The organism is Bradyrhizobium sp. UFLA05-125 (assembly GCF_059803515.1).
This window is the reverse complement of record NZ_JBANBJ010000078.1, coordinates 1-17555: the sequence shown is the minus strand read 5'-3', so window position 1 is coordinate 17555 and position 17555 is coordinate 1. Positions and strand designations below refer to the sequence as shown.

The following is a 17555-nucleotide window of genomic DNA, read 5'->3' as shown; positions in this document are numbered from 1 at the left end:
CGGTTACATCTCGTTCAAGACGAAGCTCGCGGCGACGCTTTGCGAGATGCTGGCCGACGACGGCACTGGCAAGCTGGTGAAGATCATTCCGCACGAGGATGCGGTGAAGATGACCGAGGACCAGGTGCTTTCGCTGTTCCGGTTCGACCATGGGCTCTATCACGCGCAAGGCGGCTCGGACGAGTTCTGGAACCTGACGCCCATGCTGATTAAGGCGCACAACGTCAAGACGCGCCAGCGGGATCTCCCGCAGATGGCAAAGACGCGCCGGATCGAAAAAGCCCAGGAGGAATTCCGGGCGCGCCTCCTGGCTAAGGACCGAGGCGAGCCGCACCCGCCCAGCCGTTGGCCGAAGCGCAAGTTTGGAAAATGAGCACGATGAAGCTGGACGTTATCGCGACCAAAGTCTGCAAGGCATGCTGCAAGGAAAAGCCGATCAGCGATTTCTATGTGCAGGTGCGGCCTGGCCTGAGGGATGCGACCATGACGGTCTGCAAGGAATGCCACCGCGCTCGTGTGAAGCGCGCCACCGCAGAACGCAAAAAAAGCCCCACTTAAGCGGCGGAGAGCTGCCCGCAGCCGATGACATATTGGCAGCTAAGGAGCCCTAGCGGTGGAAGGGAGCCGCCCGTCCCCTGGCAGTCTCCAACCGGCACAGTAGGAGCGAGAGAATGGGCTGGATGAGGCGGACTACACGCCGCCGCGCTGATTACAGGCCGCAAGGTTCGATCAGCAGGCCTTCGTCGCCCGGCACTGATTGACCGAGCCGACAGGTCAGATAAAATGCTCAGGTGAGTGCCCATCCAGAATGGTGATAATTCGGTTTCGAATGGGCTGGTTCAGGAACAATATCAGACAGGGTTCGTGGGCGGCGCTGATTGCGCTCGCCATTAACTTTGCGTTGTCCTTTGGTCACGTTCATGCCATTGGCGGCACGGGCTCAGGTCTAAGCCAGGTTGCCCTCACAGCGCCAAACACGCCAGACGATCACGATCGGACGCCAAAACATCCTGCCGACGGGGTGGACTACCTCTGTCCGATCTGCATCGCCCACGCGGCGATGGGGAACGCGCTGGCGGCGACACCGCCTGCGCTACTCGCGACTCTCGCCGAGATATCGGTCGATCGTGCGGTCGAGCACGAATATGCAATCTCTCAGCCGCCATGCGCGGCCTTTCAATCCCGCGGCCCCCCGATTTCCTGACGCCGCTGCCTCGGTCGCGTAGCGCTGCACCAGAACTGTTGTCGCCGTCGGCCGAGGTTCCATCGCTCAGCATGGCTTGCGTTGTTTTGCCCCGCAGCCTTGCATCAGCTCAGTCAGGAATCTCATGTACTTCGCCCCTTTGCGCATCCCACGCAGCCTTCTCCTAACCGTGTCTACGCTTGCGCTGGTCGCAGCGTCAGATGTCCCCGCGCGCGCGCAAGCTGGCGCCGCCTCGCCGACGCCGCAACCATCCGCCTCCCCTTCCGCGCCCGAAACGCCGGCTCCGACTCAGCCGATACCGCAGCAGACCCCCCCTGCCACGGAACAGACCCCGTCGCCTCCGCCCCAAGCGCAGGGCGGCACTGTCCTGCCCGAAACGCGCGTGGTCGCACCCGCCGAGCGGCGGCCGCGAACGCCACCACCGCGCCAAGTGGTGCGCCGCCAGCCGTCCGCGCCAACACAGACCCAGGCACCGAGCGAGGCGGCGACCCAAGCGCAGGTCGTCGCCCAGCAGAACCAGAAGTTCGACGCGGCCCGCCAAAACATCTTCCCGCCGGTAGGGGCCGGCTCTTATGAGATGAGCCATCAGGCCATCGAGTCCTTGCCGCAGGGCAACAACACTACGCTGGATAAGGCGCTGTTGCAGTTCCCGGGCGTCCACCAGGATTCGGCCGCGAGCGGCGAGCTGCATGTGCGCAACGAGCACGCCAATCTGCAATACCGCATCAACGGCATTATGCTGCCCGACGGCGTCGGCGGTTTCGGACAAATCCTCGACACAGGTATCGTCGGCAATATGGCGCTGCTGACGGGCGCGCTGCCGGCGCAATATGGCCTGCGCACGGCCGGCGTGCTGGATATTACGTCCAAGGCGGACGCGTTCGACAATTCCGGCAAGGTCAGCGTCTATGGCGGCAGCCATCAGACCATCACGCCGTTCGCCGAATACGGTGGCACCGTGGGACAAACGCAGTATTACGTGTCGGGTCGCTATCTCTACAACAATCTCGGCATCGAGAATCCGACGCCCGCAAATGAGGCCATTCACGACCGCACGCAACAGGAAAAAGGCTTTGCTTACGTTTCGACGGTACTCGACCCCAACAGCCGCATCACCTACATCGGCGGCGTCTCAAACGCGCTGTATCAGATTCCCAACAATCCCGGTCAGCCGTCCAACTTCCAGTTGGGGAACATAACCAGCTTCAATTCCGCGCTTCTCAACGAGCGGCAGTCCGAACTCAATCAGTTCAACGTCGTGGCCTACCAGCACTCGGCCGAGGGAATTGACTACCAGCTTTCCTATTTCAACCGCTACAGCCAGCTCCACTTCTTCCCCGACCCGATCGGTGACCTGCTCATCAACGGGATTTCATCGAGCGTGTATCGTCAGAGCTACGTCAACGGCATTCAGGAGGATACCGCCTGGCGCGTCGCCGACGCGCATACGCTGCGGTTCGGCTTCACCGCCAGCGCCGAGCGGTCCCTGGTCACCGACATCAACACCACATTCCCGGCCGATCCGGTGAACGGTGGTCAGGCGTTCGACGCGACCACGGGCAATCCGCTTCCGCCTGTCACCATTTTTGATTCCAGTTCCAAGCTCGGCTGGCTGTTCGGCGCCTATGTGCAGGACGAATGGAAGATAACCAACAATCTGACCCTGAACGCCGGCTTGCGCTTCGACCAGATGTGGCAATATGTCGACGCCAACCAGTTCAGCCCGCGCATCAGCCTGACCTGGGTGCCTCAGGAGGGCACGACCGTCCATGCCGGCTACGCGCGAACCTTCACGCCGCCACAGCAGGTGATCGCGGCTCCGACCAACATTGCGCTGTTCCAGGGCACGGTGGCTGCGCCCGCGGTCACCCTGAACGATCCGGTGCTGCCGGAACGGGCCAATATTTTCGATGCCGGCGTGCTTCAGAAGATCTGGCCGATTCCCGGCCTCGAAGTCGGCCTCGATGGCTACGTCAAGCTGGCGCGTGATCTGCTCGATGACGGGCAGTTCGGCCAAGCCTATGTGCTCAGCGGCTTCAACTATGCCAAGGCGAATAATATCGGCCTCGAATTCAAGGCGAGCTACACCAATGGCAATCTCAAGCTCTACGGCAACGTGGCCTGGGCGCGCCAGCTCGGCACCAATGTCGTCTCGAACCAGTTCCTGTTCGATCCGGACGAACTGGCCTACATCGCGACCCACTACATCTTCACCGACCATAGCCAGTGGGTGACGGCGTCGGCCGGTGCCTCCTATAAGTGGTACGACACGAAGTTTACCGCATCCATGATCTACGGCAGCGGACTTCGTTCCGGCTTCGCCAATACCGACCACGTACCGTCCTACACTCAGGTCAATGCCGGCGTATCGCACGACTTCTATCTCGTCGCGCCGAACAAGCCGACCACGGTGCGGTTCGACGTCGTGAACCTTTTCGACAAGATCTACGAAATCAGGGACGGGTCCGGCATCGGCGTGTTCGCGCCGCAATTCGGACCGCGGCGAGGATTCTTCGTCGGTATCTCACAGAAGATATGAGCGGGAGCAGGGAGTGATCCAGAAGGACAACAGAAAAGAGAACCATATGCCTGATCGCAACTCACGGGCGAAGTCTGGAATTTTCGCCCGCATCGTCACGCTGACTATCGTGAGCCTTGCACCGCTCGCGATATCGACGGCTGCGCTGGCGCAGGCGGACACCTCAAATCCGCTGCTGCCCCGCAATCTCTCGCCATGGGGCATGTTCCTCAACGCCGACATCATCGTGAAGGCGGTGATGATCGGGCTTGCGTTTGCATCGTTCGTGACCTGGACGGTGTGGCTTGCCAAAACGATTGAGCTGGCGGGCGCGCGGCGGCAGGCCCGCCGCCGCACCAGGCTGTTGGAAAGCGGCGGCAGCCTCGCGGAGGCGGTCCGCGCCTGCCGTAACGACAGCGACGCCGTCGCCCAGCTCATCCTCACCACCGCGCGCGAGGCCGAACTGTCCGACGGCATCGTCGACGACGCGTTCAAGGAGCGCGTTGCCTTGCGGCTGGAGCGCGTGCAGGCGGCGATGACGCGGCAGATCTCGCGCGGCACCGGCCTGCTCGCCACGATCGGCGCGACGGCACCGTTCGTCGGCCTGTTCGGCACGGTCTGGGGCATTATGAACTCCTTCATCGGCATTTCAGAATCCCACACCACCAATCTCGCGGTGGTGGCGCCTGGTATCGCCGAAGCGCTGCTCGCAACCGCGATGGGACTCGTCGCCGCAATCCCCGCGGTCGTGATCTACAACCACCTGGTGCGGGTCATCGGCGGCTACCGCGTGTTGCTGGATGACGCCTCGGCGCAGCTCCTGTTGATGATCAGCCGCGGACAGCACGGCCGCGCCGCGATGCTGTCACGGGCCGCGGAGTGACAGCATGGCCATACGTCTTGGACAACGTTCGGGCAGCGACGATCTCGAAATCCAGCACGAGATCAACGTCACGCCGTTCATCGACGTGATCCTCGTGCTCTTGATCATCTTCATGGTGGCGGCACCGCTTGCCACTGTCGACATCGGCGTCAACCTGCCCGCTAGTACCGCGCCGGAGCAGCCGCGGCCGGACAAGCCCGTCTTCGTGACCATCAAGCCGGACGAGACCATTGCGGTTGGCGAGACCTTGGTGCCGCGCGGGGAGCTTTCGGCCGCGCTCGATTCCGCCACCAACAATCATAAGGACGAAACGATTTTCGTCCGCGGAGACAAGACACTCAGCTATGGCGCGCTCATGGAGGTGATGAACAGCCTGCGCGACGCCGGATATCTCAAGCTCGCTTTGGTCGGTCTGGAAACGCCGGCAGCCAAGCCATGAACGCGTTTGCACTGCATCTGCCAGAACGGCGCGGACTTTCCCGCTGGACATTTGCCGGCGTGACGATCCTGATGGCGCACGCGGCGATCGTGGCCACGGTTGCGTTGTGGTATGCCCGCAGGCCGGTCGAACCGAACATCCTGCCCGCCATCGCAGTGACACTGGCGCCGGTCGAAAGCAGTTCGCCCGAGATCCAAAACCAGGACATCGCCGTCGGGCCAACCATGCAGCAGGCCGAGGCCGCGCCACCGGAACCGCCCAAGGTCGAGGAGAAGCAGGAAGAGCCGGCGGTGCAGCCACCGCCGCCGGCACAAGAGGCGGAAGTCACGCTGCCAAAGGTCGAGAAGGAGGTGGACGAACCGAAGCCGGTGCCTCAACCGCCCGCGCCGGAAACCCGCGCGCCGCCAAAGAGCGAACATATCGGGCAGTTCACCGAAGCAGGCTCAAACGCCTATAACGCGCTGGTGTTCGGCCATCTGCAAAAGTTCAAGCGCTACCCGTCGGCCGCGCGCGGCAAATCAGGCACGGTCATCGTGAGATTTGTGCTGAACCGCGCAGGCGATGTGATCGGCAGCACTGTAACGAAGTCGTCGGGCAACGATGTACTCGATCGCGAGGCGATCGAGATTCTTCGACGCGCGAGTCCCTTCCCGGCATTCCCTGCGGCCAAGCCGGGCGCGCAGGATACTTACATCGCGCCGGTGAATTTCGCCCGGTCCAGTTGAAGGCGCCGGCACCGGGTCGCACTCGACGGGAGTGTCGAATGACAGTCCGGACCTTGTTGCTGGCTCTTTGCCTTCTGATTTGCAGTGAACTGCCCGCTGTTTCCAAAGGCAGTGCCGCAAATAAGGAGGATCCCTGGGATCCTCGCCATATAGACAATTTGCCCGCCGAGGTCCGACAATACATCACTGGAATCTGCAAAGGGCCGGCCCGCGCCCGGCATGACTTCGCAACCTACTCACCGCACGAAAAGCGCTGGCGAATAAACCTTGAGTACCTTCAATGCAACGGCCTTGGCGAATACCGTCGAGGAAACCAATGTCTGGACGTGGATTTCGTTGAAATAGGCTCGCACTTTCGTGTTGCCTCGAAACAGTACAGAGATTGCGGCTACTAAAAGCCCGCGAAGGGTAAGGTGGAGGCGATCCGTTGCGGTCAGGATTAAGCTTTCTCAAGATGGTTGGTCTCAGCATCACAACGGCCGCGTGGCTGGCGGCTGGATCCTTTGCAGCGGAGCAAACGTCGGACGTTCCGGCCTGGCTGCGAGGCCTTATTGGCGAAGGCGACGGGCAGATCGCGCAAGTGGTCCTACAGAGGGCGCGCGCCCTCTATCTGAGAAAGGTGAACGAAGGCGTCGTTAAAAATCCCTGCTATTTTGCCATGGACGCGACGCGCCCCAACGATTTAGGCAATGGCAGATTGGGCTCCCGGTTTTACGTTATTTGCGAAGCTGACCGGTCTTTTCGTGCGATTTCCGCAGGGCACGGCAGCGGTCGCAATTTGAAGGGCGTTGCTGATTTCGCAAATGGCAGAGAGTGCGCGAAGAATTTTGGCAATGCCATGGATTCGCACCTGACGACCGGCGGCGCCTACGTGACAGGTGAGACGAAAACGTCGTTCAAAGGCTATTATCGCGTGTCGACGAAACAAGATGCGGCCTTGACGCGCTCGTTTGTTCAGTTCGATGGCGAGGGCGAGACCGCCAACGCCAGACCGCGCGCCATCGGTGGACATGCGGCCGTCACACTGAAGGACATATGTCTTCGAAAGAATCCACGTAGTCCATATGCGAACCAGAACGGTTACGTTCCATTTGGGACTCTGGTGGACTACTCCGGAGGTCGCAGCGATGGCTGCACCAGTTGGTCGCCGTCTGACGCCCAGCAAATCGTTCCGCTGTTGAAGGACGATCCAACGACGGTCTACATTTATCCGGAATCCCACGACATCGAGGCGGTCGCGCAAGCCGCTGCAACTCGCCAGTCGCTGTCGCGAGCGGGGTTGTATTGGAACGCCCTCTGCTTGAAGCAGATGGGCACTCCGAAATTCTGGCCGAAAGAGGTTCTCGAACCGATCCTTGCTCGATACCATAAGGACCCGGAGCTGCCCGCACGGTCGCCTCCGGTTTGCAAGCCGTGAACTCGTTCCTTGTTTCGCCAAAGTTCCTTTGAAGGTTGGCCTAGCCCGCTGCGGAAGGCTTAGCTTCCCAAAGCCATCCGGCAATTGCCGTTGCAGCCAAGGCGCCCCCCAATTGCGCCACGATGAACGCTAGCACCCCAGCGGGAGCGATACCCGCGAACGTGTCCGACACGGACCGAGCGATGGTCACGGCGGGATTCGCGAATGATGTCGAGGCCGTGAACCAGTAAGCTGACGTGATGTAGAGACCGACCGCATACGGGATCGCGCTTGGCGCGCGAGCAGCGCAGCCGAAGATGGTCAACAGGAGCCCAAACGTTGCGACCGCCTCGGCCAGCCATTGGCCGGTCCCTGCGCGTTGGGTCATCGACAACTGCCATAACGGCAGATCGAACATCAGATGCGCGGTCCATACGCCTGCGATCCCGCCAGCGATCTGCGCGGCGATGTAGATCGCGACCAGCCGCCACGGCAACTCGCCCCGATAGGCCAACGCCAGCGTCACGGCGGGATTGAAGTGCGCGCCGGATACGGGTCCAAATATGAGGATCAGGACGACAAGGATCGCGCCGGTCGGGATCGTGTTGCACAGCAGGGCGAGCGCGACGTTTCCGCCCGAGAGCTTCTGCGCCATGATGCCAGAGCCGACGACGGCCGCCAGCAGGAACGCGGTGCCGAGCCATTCGGCAACAATTCGGCGCGCCAGCGACGGCATCAGGTGCGTTCCCGTACCTGCGTTGCGCCTTCCATCTCGCCGATTTCACGGAGCTTGGCCTTGAGGCTCATCTGGTCCAGCGCCCGCAGCGGCAGCGCGACGAAAGCGCTGATCCGCTGATTGAGCAGGCGGTAAGCCTCCTTGAACGCCAGCGCGATCTCGGCATCGGTGCCCTTTGCTTCGGCCGGGTCCAGTATGCCCCAGTGTGCGGTCATCGGATGACCCGGCCACACGGGACATGCCTCGGCCGCCGCGCTATCGCAGACGGTGAAGATGAAATCGAACTTGGGCTCGCCGCCCTTGGCGAATTCATCCCATGACTTTGAGAGAAAGCCGGATGTGTCGTAACCGAGACTTTCGAGAAGCTGGATCGTATGCGGGTTCACCTTGCCCTTCGGCTGGCTGCCCGCGCTGTAGGCGCGGAACTTGCCCGCGCCGATCTTGTTGAGGATCGCTTCGCCGATGACCGATCGCGCCGAGTTTCCGGTGCAGAGAAATAGGACGTTGTAGGGCTGGTCGGTCATGGTCGATCCTAATTGCAGCACGCAGTGGCTTGCTTCGGCTCAGCTTGTGGCGCGCAGCAGGCGCTCTGCTTCTCATGCGCGACCCGCGCCCCGTTCTCTCCAGTGCCGTCGCCGTAGTTCGTGCTCTCGCCGGTCGTGTGGAAGGTCTCCCACGCGATGCCCGCCGGGTCATCGATCCACGACTTCTCGGATTTGGCATAGCAGCAGGACGTCTGCCCCTGCTCGATGATATTGCCGCCAGCCTGCCGCAAGCGATCGTAGACTTCGTGCAATTCCTCGCTGTTCTCGACCTGAATGCCGAGATGATCGAGGCCAGGTTGGCGGCCTCGCGTTGAAATGGCGAAGTTGACGCGCGGATCATCGAGCATCCATTTCGCATAATCTGGTTTCACCACCGACGGCTGCGCCGCGAACAGCGCCGAGTAAAACCCGATCGAGCGCGACAGGTCTTCGACCGAGACGTGAACATGCAGTCGCTTCATGGCTTTTCCCTTTCAGGCTGGCGTTTTCGCCCGCTTCCGCGCAGGCTTGCACTCAGCGACGGGCGCACACGGCGCGCCGCCGCAGCAGTTCTCGGTCAGGAAGCAGAGCAGCCCATTCATCGTCTCGAACTGCGCCGCATAAATCATCGAGCGGCCCTCGCGCCTCACCGTAACAAGGCCCGCTTCCCGAAGCCGGTCGAAGTGGAATGTCAGCGTGTTGGGCGCGAGATCGAGCGCCTGCGCCACCGACCCAGCGGACATGCCCTCGGGACCGGCCTGCACAAGCAGCCGGAAAACGTCGAGACGATTGTCTTGAGCCAGCGCCGCCAAGGCGGCCACGACATCTGCCTTTTTCATATTTCAATAATCGTCGAAATAATCGACCCTCGTCAACTATCATTTCAGCAGCCATTGAAATGTTGTCGATCACCGTTGCGTGACCCCACCACTCGGGGCCCGCGCCAGGGGATGCCAAAGCAACGCCCGGACAATGAGCGGTGCCGCGACCGCAAGCGGCAGAAGCCAGTAGGTGATTGACGGAAGGTCCTTCCAGATCGGCAATTGCTTTCCATTGTCCACGTAGAAGGCGATCAGCATGAAAACGTAAGACATGCTCATTCCCGTGATGTGCAGCCTCACCCAATTGCGCCAACGCCGTCGCAGCGCGGTGCGACCAAACAAAGCGCAGGCGAAAGCAACGGCACCGAGAACAAACAGGTGGTAGTTCTCGGCCCAGCGCATGACCGAGAGCACGGTGGCCGAGGTGAAAAGCGCCAGTAGGCACCAGAAATAGACCAAGCCGAAGCTGGAGTGGCGTCCGCGTCCCTTCCGCGACAGCATTGCGCCAGCGCCGATTACAACGCACGCAATCCCGAGCGGGATGTGCACCCCGATGACCACGGCGAGGAAAACCGGGTCTGTTGAAGGGATGACGATGCCGCCAATCGTGGTCGCGTCTTCCACCGTCATGCGACCCGTCTCAACGGTGCGGCTCGATCAGGCCGCTGCCAGCTGCACCACGTTGTCAGGCGGCGTTGTTTCATGATCCAGGAGAGTAGCGCGGGTGATCGCATCGGTGTGGTCGGTGATGTATTTGGAATAGGTCCTTTCGATCTCGACCACGCTGGTGTCGTGGTTGGCGGCAACGACGCGGGGCGGAGTGCCTTTCATCAGCTGCCGCACGATGCTGGAATGCCGCAAGGCGTACATCGTCACCTCGTCGGGGTCGAGGCCGCTTGCTTTGACGACCTCGCGGAAATCATCGCCATAATCGTCGGCGACCCCGATAGCGTCCCGGCTCGGGTCCTTCGGATCGATGCGGCCCCAGGGCTTGCCGTTGCTCTGCAAGAGCAGCCTGTCATTCGGCTTGCGGCCTTCGGCGTGTTTGGCCAGCCGCGCCGCCAGAGCCGGAGTGATCGGGAGCGGGAAGCGCTCGACCCGCTTTTCCTTCGCCTTCGCGCCGCCGCCCTTGCTCGACTTCGGCATCATCAGCTTCGGACTGGTCCGATGGTTGAGCAGGTCGCGAACCCGGAGCCGCGCACTCTGCGAAGGCCGGTTGCCGCCCTGGGCCTGCACATCGGTAAACAGGCCAAGCTCGTGGTCGTGAGCATAGGCGTTGCGGACAATTGTGCGGACCTGATCATCGAGCAGGATGACGTTATTGCTTTCGGTCGCGCCCGGTATCCGCTTCAGACCGCTCTTCCAGGCCTGCGCATTCTGGATGCGGCCATCCTGCTCAGCCGCGAGGTTGAGGGCAGCGTTGATATTGCTCAGGTGGCGGTTGACGCTGGCGGGTGTCAGATCGTCGAGCAGACCGTCGCGCCACTTGCGCAGCTCGGTGGCATCAAGCAGTGGCACCGGCTTCGACAGCAGCGACGCGGGCAAATGCAGGCGCGGCCAGGTGGCGTTGTAAGGATTGCCGCCGCGCTTTTCCAAATCGGTCCCATAGTTGGTCAGAGCCTCGTCGAGGGTCACGAACCTCTTGCCCTGGTCGGCATCAATGTTATCGGCGTCGCCGCCGCGCACCAGCCTGCGGGCTTCCTGGGCCGCCTGTTTGTAGGTGAAGATCGTTTTGCCGTCCGCGACGGATTCGCCGTCGTCGGCGCTGCCGAAAGCTTTGAGCCACTCGCTGCCGTTGCCATCGGGAGCGATGACGCACCAGGTGCCTGGCCCCTGGTTTCGGCGATAGCCAAGGGTCAGGCCGCGTTCAAGGTGCTGGCGATAGGGACGCTTGCGCACGGCCAATTTGGCGCGAGCGCTCGGGCTTTTGAGATTGAAGGGCGACATCTTGCACATTCCGTTGTTTTGGTGTCGGGTTTGGTGTCGGTAAATGCGGGTGCGGGCCGGTGCGTCCGCTTTCCGGAACGTGCGTAATTTACTAAGGATATCAGGGGTTTGGAAGTCGAGTGGGTGCCGCAAGAAACCGCAAGGACCCGCAAACTTTTCCCCTTGCGGGAGAAGGTGGCGCGAAGCGCCGGATTAGGAGTTGTTTCCGAAAGCGCCAATCGCGAGAGGTTACTCGTGGAGAGAACCCCTCACCCGTCTCGCCGCTGAAGCGGCGAGCCACCCTCTCCCGCAAGGGGGGAGGGGAAGAGTCAGCGCAAAAGCTTTCCTCCTACGCCCCGTAGGTCGATCCCTTCGGCAGCGGAAAGACCGGGTCCTGCGTCCGGATATTCGTCGGCCACACCACCGAGATGTGCTCGCCGGCATTTTGCATCACGACCGGTGTCGAGCGCTCGTTCTGGCCGGAGAGCGGCGTGCCCGGTGGGAAGAATTTCACGCCATAGCCCTGGATCGTGCCTCCGGCGGGGATATCGACGTCGAGCGCGGCCTTGCGGATCGCATCGGGTTCGAAGCTGCCGTATTTCTCCTTCGCTACCGGCAGCACGTTGTTGAGCAGCACCCATGTCTGGTTGAAGCCCATCGAGCAGTGCGGCGGCACGTCGGTCGCGCCGGTCTTCGCCTGATAGCGCGAAACCATGGTCTTGATGAGATCGCCCATGCCGGGGGCGAGCTTCGACGGATCGAGCAGCTGCGCGGGCACCGGGTCGATGTTGCAGAAATTGTCGATGTCCGCACCGAACGTCGCGCGCAGCTTGTCGAGCTGGCTGTAGCCGGCCCCGGCCCCGAACAGCATCTTGAAGCGCAGCCCGCTCTCGCGTGCCTGGCGCAGGAACAGCGTGATGTCGGGATTGTATCCGGCATGCGAGATCACGTCGGCCTTGGCGCGCTTGATCTTGGTGACGAGTATCGAGAGATCGGGCGCGGAGGCCGAATACCCCTCTTTCAGCGCAACCTGAACGCCAGCCTCCTTGGCATAGGCCTCGTCGGCGGCGGCAACGCCGACGCCATAGGGGCCATCCTCGTGGATGAGCGCGACCTTGACGTCCTTCGGATCCATGCCGAGCTTTCCTTTCGCATGCTCGGCGAGGAAGCCCGCGAAGGCCTGGCCATACTGGTCGGAGTGAATCTGCGCGCGGAAAACGTATTGCAGGTTCTTGTCCTTGAACACGGCGGTCGAGACCGCGGTCGTGATCCAGAGGATCTTCTTCTGCTGCTCGACCTTTGCCGCGAGCGGCACCGCGTGTGCACTTGCATAGACGCCGATGATGATGTCGACCTTCTCCTGGTCGATCAGGCGGGTTGCCTCGTTGATCGCGACGTCCGGCTTGCTCTGGGAGTCCGCGGCGACAGGGACGATCTTGGTCTTGCCGCCGATGCCGCCCTTCTCGTTGACGAGGTCGATCGCGATCTGCGCGCCGATCGAGGAAGCGACCGAGCCGCCCGCCGCAAACGGGCCGGTCAGGTCGTAGATCACGCCGATGCGCAACGTTTCGGCTTGTGCTTGGGCGCGTGTCCAATCGAGGCTGAGTGCGGCGGCGGCAGCCGCCGAGGTCTTCAGCAGCATCCTGCGTGAAGTGGGCATCCTATCCTCCCATGGCCCGGCGTTTGCGACCGGCTCTACGCTTTTTTTGCCGAGTATTTGGAGGGGGTGGTGGAAAGTCAACATGCGCCGCACTAGGCAATTCGGACATGTGCGATGTGCCGCGCGATCGCGGTCGGGGTTTTCGGATCACGTGTCGCGTCGCACTGGAAGCTCGGCGCCCGCCGCGAACATTTTCCCCTGAGTATCATTCTTTTTGCGCCATTATCGGTGCCTCCTCGGGCGCGCTGTACGAGGCCGCACCGCCTCCCGTTTTTGTGATGGATTTTTGCTGGCTTGCTCGGTGCGAGCCGAGGGCGTCGGTGGGCCTTCGGCTTGTGCGCATCGCAGATTGCATGTCATCCTAGCCAGGCAAATTGCATGGGAAGCTCAATTCCCGGCATGGCCATCGCGCCAGTTTAAGGGTTGGAAACGCAAAACGCTCAAGGAGAAGGGACATGGAATGGACGCATCGTCTTGCAGGGCTGGCTTGCGCCGGTCTCCTGCTATCCCCGGTCAGTGCTTTGGCAGGCCCCAAGGTGGTGTCCGGTCCGGGCGCCGATCCCGGATGTTTCAAGCCTTGGTCCAGCCAGACCAAGTTCTTCCAGTGGGATAAGAAGCCGGGGCCCTACAAGATCGCCCTCGTCAACGGCTTCGTCGGCAACACCTGGCGCATCCAGATGGTGAAGACGGCGAAGGCATTTGCCGAGCAGCCCGGCATCAAGGAGAACATCAAGGAGTTCAAGGTGGTCTCCACCGGCACCGATGTTGCAGCGCAACTCGGCGCGATGGAGGACTTCATCAATCAGGGCTTTGACGGCATCGTCACCATCGCGGTGGCGCCCGACGGCTTCGACCGCATCATCCGTCTCGCCGACAAGAACAACGTGGTGGTCGTTCCCTTCGACAACATCCTCGATACCGACAAGGTGATGATGGTCAACGAGGACCAGAAGGAAATGGGCCGCATGTCGGCGAAATGGATCATGGATGAAAGCGGCAAGAAGTCCGGCGACATCCTGGAGGTTCGTGGCCTGCCCGGCAATTCCGTCGACCGTGACCGCCATCTCGGCTTCCGCGAGGTGATGGAAGCACCCGGCAACAGCTTCAAGATCACCGAAGTGGTCGGCAATTGGGATACCGGCACCTCGCAGAAGGTGACGGCGGACGCGCTTGCGGTGCACGGCCACTTCGATGGCGTGTTCACGCAAGGCGGCTCCGACGGCACCGTGCAGGCGATGATGTCGGCCAAGCATCCCTTCGTGCCGATGTCGGGCGAGGGCGAGAACGAGTTTCGCAAGCAGATCGCCGATCACGCCAAGGACGGCCTCAAGGGCATGTCCTACGGTCAGTCGCCGGCGCTGGTCGCCATTGCCATGAAAGCGGCGATCTCGGCGCTTCAGGGCAATCCCATGCCGCAGCTGATCTCGATCCCGATTCCGGTCGCGACCTACAAGGATCTCAAGCCCGGCACCAATTACTGGCCCGAGCTTAACGCCAACTTCTTCGCGCCGAACCAGTTCACGCCCTGCGGCGTGAATTTCACCGCGCCGGAGATCATGTCGCAAAGCGAAAAGAACACCCAGTGAGCTCACTGGGGATGCCTCGGTCACGGCCCGGCACCCGCCGGGCCGTCGTTGCGTGAGCCTCGCCATGCCGGATGCCGTCCTGACGCAAGAAGCCTTTCTCGAGCTGTCCGGCATCTCCAAGCGCTACGCCGGGGTGCGGGCGCTCGAGGGCGTCGACTTTGCCTGTGAGCGCGGCAAGATCCACGCCGTGCTGGGCGAGAACGGCGCCGGCAAATCGACGCTCATCAAGATCATCGCCGGCGTGGTGCAGCCCGACAGCGGCCGCATGCGGCTCGCCGGACATGACGTGAGCTTCGCGACGCCGTCGGCCGCCAATGCCGCCGGTGTGGTCTGCATCTTCCAGGAATTGTCGTTGATGCCCGACCTCTCGGTCGCGGACAACATCTCGATCGCCTCGCCACCGCGCCGGTTCGGCCTGATCGACGCACGGGCGCAGCGCCGCCGCGCCGAGGAACTGCTGGCCGAGATCGGGTGCGAGGACGTCAACCCCTTGATGCGCGTCCGCGACCTGCCGCTGTCGCGCCGCCAGATCGTCGAGATTGCCAAGGCGCTCGGCAAGAGGCCGCAGCTTTTGATCCTGGACGAGGCAACCTCGGCTCTCACCAGCGCCGACGTCGAGAAGGTCTACGCGATGCTGGCCCGGCTCAAGTCCGAGGGCGTTGCCATTCTCTACATCTCGCACCGCATGCACGAGGTCGAGGCGCTGGCCGACCGTGCCTCGGTGTTCCGCAACGGACGCCATATCGAGACCTTCGACAAGGGCAGGCGTTCGACCGCGGAGATCGTTCAGCTCATGATCGGGCGCGACATCGCGGCTCAATATCCTGCCAAGCCGGCCCGTACCTCGGTGAAGCCGATGCTGGCGCTCGACAACCTGTCGTGGGAAGGTCGTCTCGACCGCATTTCGCTGCGCGTCGGCGCCGGCGAGATCGTCGGTCTCGGCGGCCTCGACGGCCAGGGTCAGAAATCTCTCCTGCTGGCGCTTTTTGGCGTGCTGCGCGGCATCTCCGGGCGCGTCACGGTCCAAGACCGCGAGGTGCGGCCGGGCTCCCCCGCAGCTGCGAAGTCGGCTGGCATTGCACTGGTACCCGAGGATCGCAAGACGGAAGGCCTGATGCTGCCGATGTCGGTCGCCGACAATTTGGTGGTCGCCTCGCTCGACGCAATCTCGACCGGACCTCTGGTCGACCGTGCCAAGGAGAGCGAAGCCGTCAAGCGCGCCATTGCGCGGCTCCAGATCAAGATCGGCGCGCCCAGCGATGCGGTCTCGACGCTGTCCGGTGGCAATCAGCAGAAGGTGGTGCTCGCCAAATGGCTGATGACCGAGCCGCGCATCATCCTGCTCAACGATCCCACGCGCGGTATCGACGTCGGCACCAAGCAGGAGCTCTACCGGCTGATGCGTGAGCTCGCCGACCAGGGCGCCGCCATCCTGTTCTACTCGACCGACTATGACGAGCTGATAGGCTGCTGCGATCGGGTCGCGATCATGTATGATGGCCGTATCGTGCGCGAGCTCGAGGGTGATGAGTTGACCGAGACCAATATCATCGCGAGCGCGCTGAACATCGATGCCGCAGCGCCGCCCGGTCCCGGAGCCGTCCATGCTTGACGATGTTGCCATCCGTGTCCGCCAGAACGTCGGCATCGTCACCGCCATTGTGTTGTTCTGCGTCCTTTATCTGCTCTACAACCTCGCGCACCCCAAGGGCTTCTCCTCGGCCGTGCTGGTGCAGAACAGCGACGAGATTTTTGCGCTTGCCATGCTGGCCATGGCCCAGACCGTCCCTGTGCTGGCCTCGGGCCTCGATCTCTCGGTCGGTGCCGTCATGACCATGGTGGGATGCTTTGCGAGCTATCTGCTCACGGGGACGGCGGGAGGCGCGCCGCTGCATCTCGATATCTTCGGCCTGCATCTTTTCCTCGGCACCTTCCCCGGCGGCGTCAGCGGCATCCTGCTCGGGATCGTCGTCTGCCTCGCCATCGGCGCGCTGGCTGGCTTCGTCAACGGCTGTGTCGTCGTTTACGGACGCATCCAGCCGATCATCGCGACGCTCGCGACCGGTGCGGTCTATATCGGCATCGCCCTGTTCCTGCGGCCGACGCCGGGCGGCAAGATCGACGAGGATCTCAACTGGGCGCTGACCAATTCGCTCGGCGATTTCGCGGCGACCGTGCATATCTTCGACGATGGTGCCGCAAGCTGGTTTGCGCCGGTGGCCTGGATCCCGGTGCCCTTCGTGCTGCTGGTCCTGATCGCGCTCCTCGTCTGGGTGCCGTTCCGCCGCTCCGTTCTCGGCCGCGCCGTCTATGCGGTCGGCTCGGCCGAAGGCGCGGCCTACATGTCGGGACTGCCCATTGACCGCGCCAAGATCGCGGCCTTCACGCTCGCCGGCTTCTTCGCCGGCTGCGGTGGTCTTTTCCTGGCCATCCAGACCTCCTCGGGCAATGCCGACATTCCGCAGGCCGGCGCTTATACGCTCAACTCCATCGCCTCCGTTGTGATCGGCGGCACCTCGCTGCTCGGCGGCACCGGCAGTGCGATCGGCTCGATCTTCGGGGCCATGATCCTGCGTGTGATCTCATTCTTCTTTCGCATCTTCGATATTGCGCCCCTGCTGCAACCGCTGTTCGAGGGCCTGATCCTGCTGGCGGCGGTCAGCATCGGCGCGCTCGGCGTCTTGCGCGTCAGGAATACGCTGGAGCTCTTTCGATGACGTCGGCCTCTCTCAGCCTCTCGCGCGACGACCGCCCGATCCTGATTGCGGCGCTGTTCATCCTCGTGATCCTGGTGGCGGGCACCGTCTATACGTTCGCCCGTTTCGGCAGCGCGCCGCTGTTGTCGCCGACCTATCTGTTGCAGCAGCTTCAGATCGGCGCTTTCCTCGGCATCGTCGCGGCCGGCATGATGATCGTGATCCTGATCGCCCAGATCGACCTGTCGGTGCCGTGGACACTGGCCGCCGCTGCCATGATGGCGACGTCGATCGGCGGGCCGCTCGCCATTCCCGTCGGGCTCGCGATCGGGCTTCTGGTCGGGCTCGTCAACGGCATCGGCGTCGCGTACTTGCGCGTGCCCTCGATGATCTTCACCCTCGGCGTCAACGCGGTGATGCGCGGCCTGATGGTAGCCCATA

Annotated in this window: 18 protein-coding genes; 11 read left to right on the top strand and 7 right to left on the bottom strand. The window is 62.6% G+C overall.

The genetic code is table 11. The features are described from left to right. The first annotated feature begins 46 nt into the window (after positions 1 to 46). The 7 genes from SO156_RS38355 (at position 47) to SO156_RS38325 (ending at position 7186) form a co-directional block, all read left to right on the top strand. The gene (locus SO156_RS38355; protein ID WP_458148086.1) at positions 47 to 373 is read left to right on the top strand and encodes a hypothetical protein; all 327 of its coding nucleotides are present in this window, start codon (positions 47 to 49) and stop codon (positions 371 to 373) included. After that, positions 370 to 558: a hypothetical protein gene (locus SO156_RS38350; protein WP_458148087.1), complete on the top strand. Its 189-nt coding sequence runs from the start codon at positions 370 to 372 to the stop codon at positions 556 to 558. The genes SO156_RS38355 and SO156_RS38350 overlap by 4 nt, the downstream gene beginning before the upstream one ends. Before the next feature lie 1028 nt (positions 559 to 1586). Next, positions 1587 to 3743, top strand: a complete 2157-nt coding sequence (locus SO156_RS38345) for a TonB-dependent receptor (RefSeq protein WP_498538401.1) — start codon at positions 1587 to 1589, stop codon at positions 3741 to 3743. A gap of 46 nt (positions 3744 to 3789) precedes the next feature. Further along, positions 3790 to 4605 carry a tonB-system energizer ExbB gene (gene exbB / locus SO156_RS38340; RefSeq protein WP_458148089.1) on the top strand — a complete coding sequence of 272 codons (816 nt, stop codon included), beginning with the start codon at positions 3790 to 3792 and terminating at the stop codon, positions 4603 to 4605. A gap of 4 nt (positions 4606 to 4609) precedes the next feature. Continuing rightward, complete coding sequence (exbD, locus tag SO156_RS38335) at positions 4610 to 5044, top strand: TonB system transport protein ExbD (protein ID WP_458148090.1); 435 nt, start codon at positions 4610 to 4612, stop codon at positions 5042 to 5044. Beyond that, positions 5041 to 5769, top strand: a complete 729-nt coding sequence (locus tag SO156_RS38330; protein WP_458148091.1) for an energy transducer TonB family protein — start codon at positions 5041 to 5043, stop codon at positions 5767 to 5769. The genes exbD and SO156_RS38330 overlap by 4 nt, the downstream gene beginning before the upstream one ends. Before the next feature lie 454 nt (positions 5770 to 6223). Further along, entirely contained in the window at positions 6224 to 7186 is a 963-nt protein-coding gene (locus SO156_RS38325; RefSeq protein ID WP_458148136.1) for a hypothetical protein, read from the top strand. 40 nt (positions 7187 to 7226) lie between these two features. Here the strand turns inward: SO156_RS38325 and SO156_RS38320 are convergent, their stop codons facing one another. The 7 genes from SO156_RS38320 to SO156_RS38290 form a co-directional block, all read right to left on the bottom strand. Next, entirely contained in the window at positions 7227 to 7901 is a 675-nt protein-coding gene (locus tag SO156_RS38320; RefSeq protein ID WP_458148092.1) for an aquaporin, read from the bottom strand. Continuing rightward, positions 7901 to 8425: an arsenate reductase ArsC gene (locus SO156_RS38315; protein WP_458148093.1), complete on the bottom strand. Its 525-nt coding sequence runs from the start codon at positions 8423 to 8425 to the stop codon at positions 7901 to 7903. The genes SO156_RS38320 and SO156_RS38315 overlap by 1 nt, the downstream gene beginning before the upstream one ends. A gap of 8 nt (positions 8426 to 8433) precedes the next feature. After that, positions 8434 to 8907, bottom strand: a complete 474-nt coding sequence (locus SO156_RS38310) for an ArsI/CadI family heavy metal resistance metalloenzyme (protein ID WP_458148094.1) — start codon at positions 8905 to 8907, stop codon at positions 8434 to 8436. A 12-nt stretch (positions 8908 to 8919) separates the two neighbouring features. After that, entirely contained in the window at positions 8920 to 9264 is a 345-nt protein-coding gene (locus tag SO156_RS38305; protein WP_458148095.1) for an ArsR/SmtB family transcription factor, read from the bottom strand. A gap of 69 nt (positions 9265 to 9333) precedes the next feature. Next, positions 9334 to 9876: a hypothetical protein gene (locus SO156_RS38300; RefSeq protein ID WP_498538400.1), complete on the bottom strand. Its 543-nt coding sequence runs from the start codon at positions 9874 to 9876 to the stop codon at positions 9334 to 9336. 27 nt (positions 9877 to 9903) lie between these two features. Then, a complete protein-coding gene (locus SO156_RS38295; protein WP_458148137.1) occupies positions 9904 to 11145 on the bottom strand; it encodes a site-specific integrase in 1242 nt (413 codons plus the stop codon). A gap of 376 nt (positions 11146 to 11521) precedes the next feature. After that, positions 11522 to 12832, bottom strand: a complete 1311-nt coding sequence (locus tag SO156_RS38290) for an ABC transporter substrate-binding protein (protein WP_458148097.1) — start codon at positions 12830 to 12832, stop codon at positions 11522 to 11524. Positions 12833 to 13287: 455 nt separating this feature from the next. On the opposite strand from SO156_RS38290, the gene SO156_RS38285 reads away from it, so the two are divergent. The 4 genes from SO156_RS38285 to SO156_RS38270 form a co-directional block, all read left to right on the top strand. Continuing rightward, positions 13288 to 14418 carry a sugar ABC transporter substrate-binding protein gene (locus SO156_RS38285; RefSeq protein ID WP_498538399.1) on the top strand — a complete coding sequence of 377 codons (1131 nt, stop codon included), beginning with the start codon at positions 13288 to 13290 and terminating at the stop codon, positions 14416 to 14418. 64 nt (positions 14419 to 14482) lie between these two features. Beyond that, positions 14483 to 16030 carry a sugar ABC transporter ATP-binding protein gene (locus tag SO156_RS38280; protein WP_498538398.1) on the top strand — a complete coding sequence of 516 codons (1548 nt, stop codon included), beginning with the start codon at positions 14483 to 14485 and terminating at the stop codon, positions 16028 to 16030. Next, positions 16023 to 17135: an ABC transporter permease gene (locus SO156_RS38275; RefSeq protein ID WP_458148100.1), complete on the top strand. Its 1113-nt coding sequence runs from the start codon at positions 16023 to 16025 to the stop codon at positions 17133 to 17135. Before SO156_RS38280 ends, SO156_RS38275 begins: the two co-directional genes overlap by 8 nt. Next, a partial coding sequence (locus SO156_RS38270; RefSeq protein ID WP_498538397.1) for an ABC transporter permease subunit occupies positions 17132 to 17555 on the top strand: 424 nt, incomplete at its 3' end. The genes SO156_RS38275 and SO156_RS38270, both read left to right, overlap by 4 nt.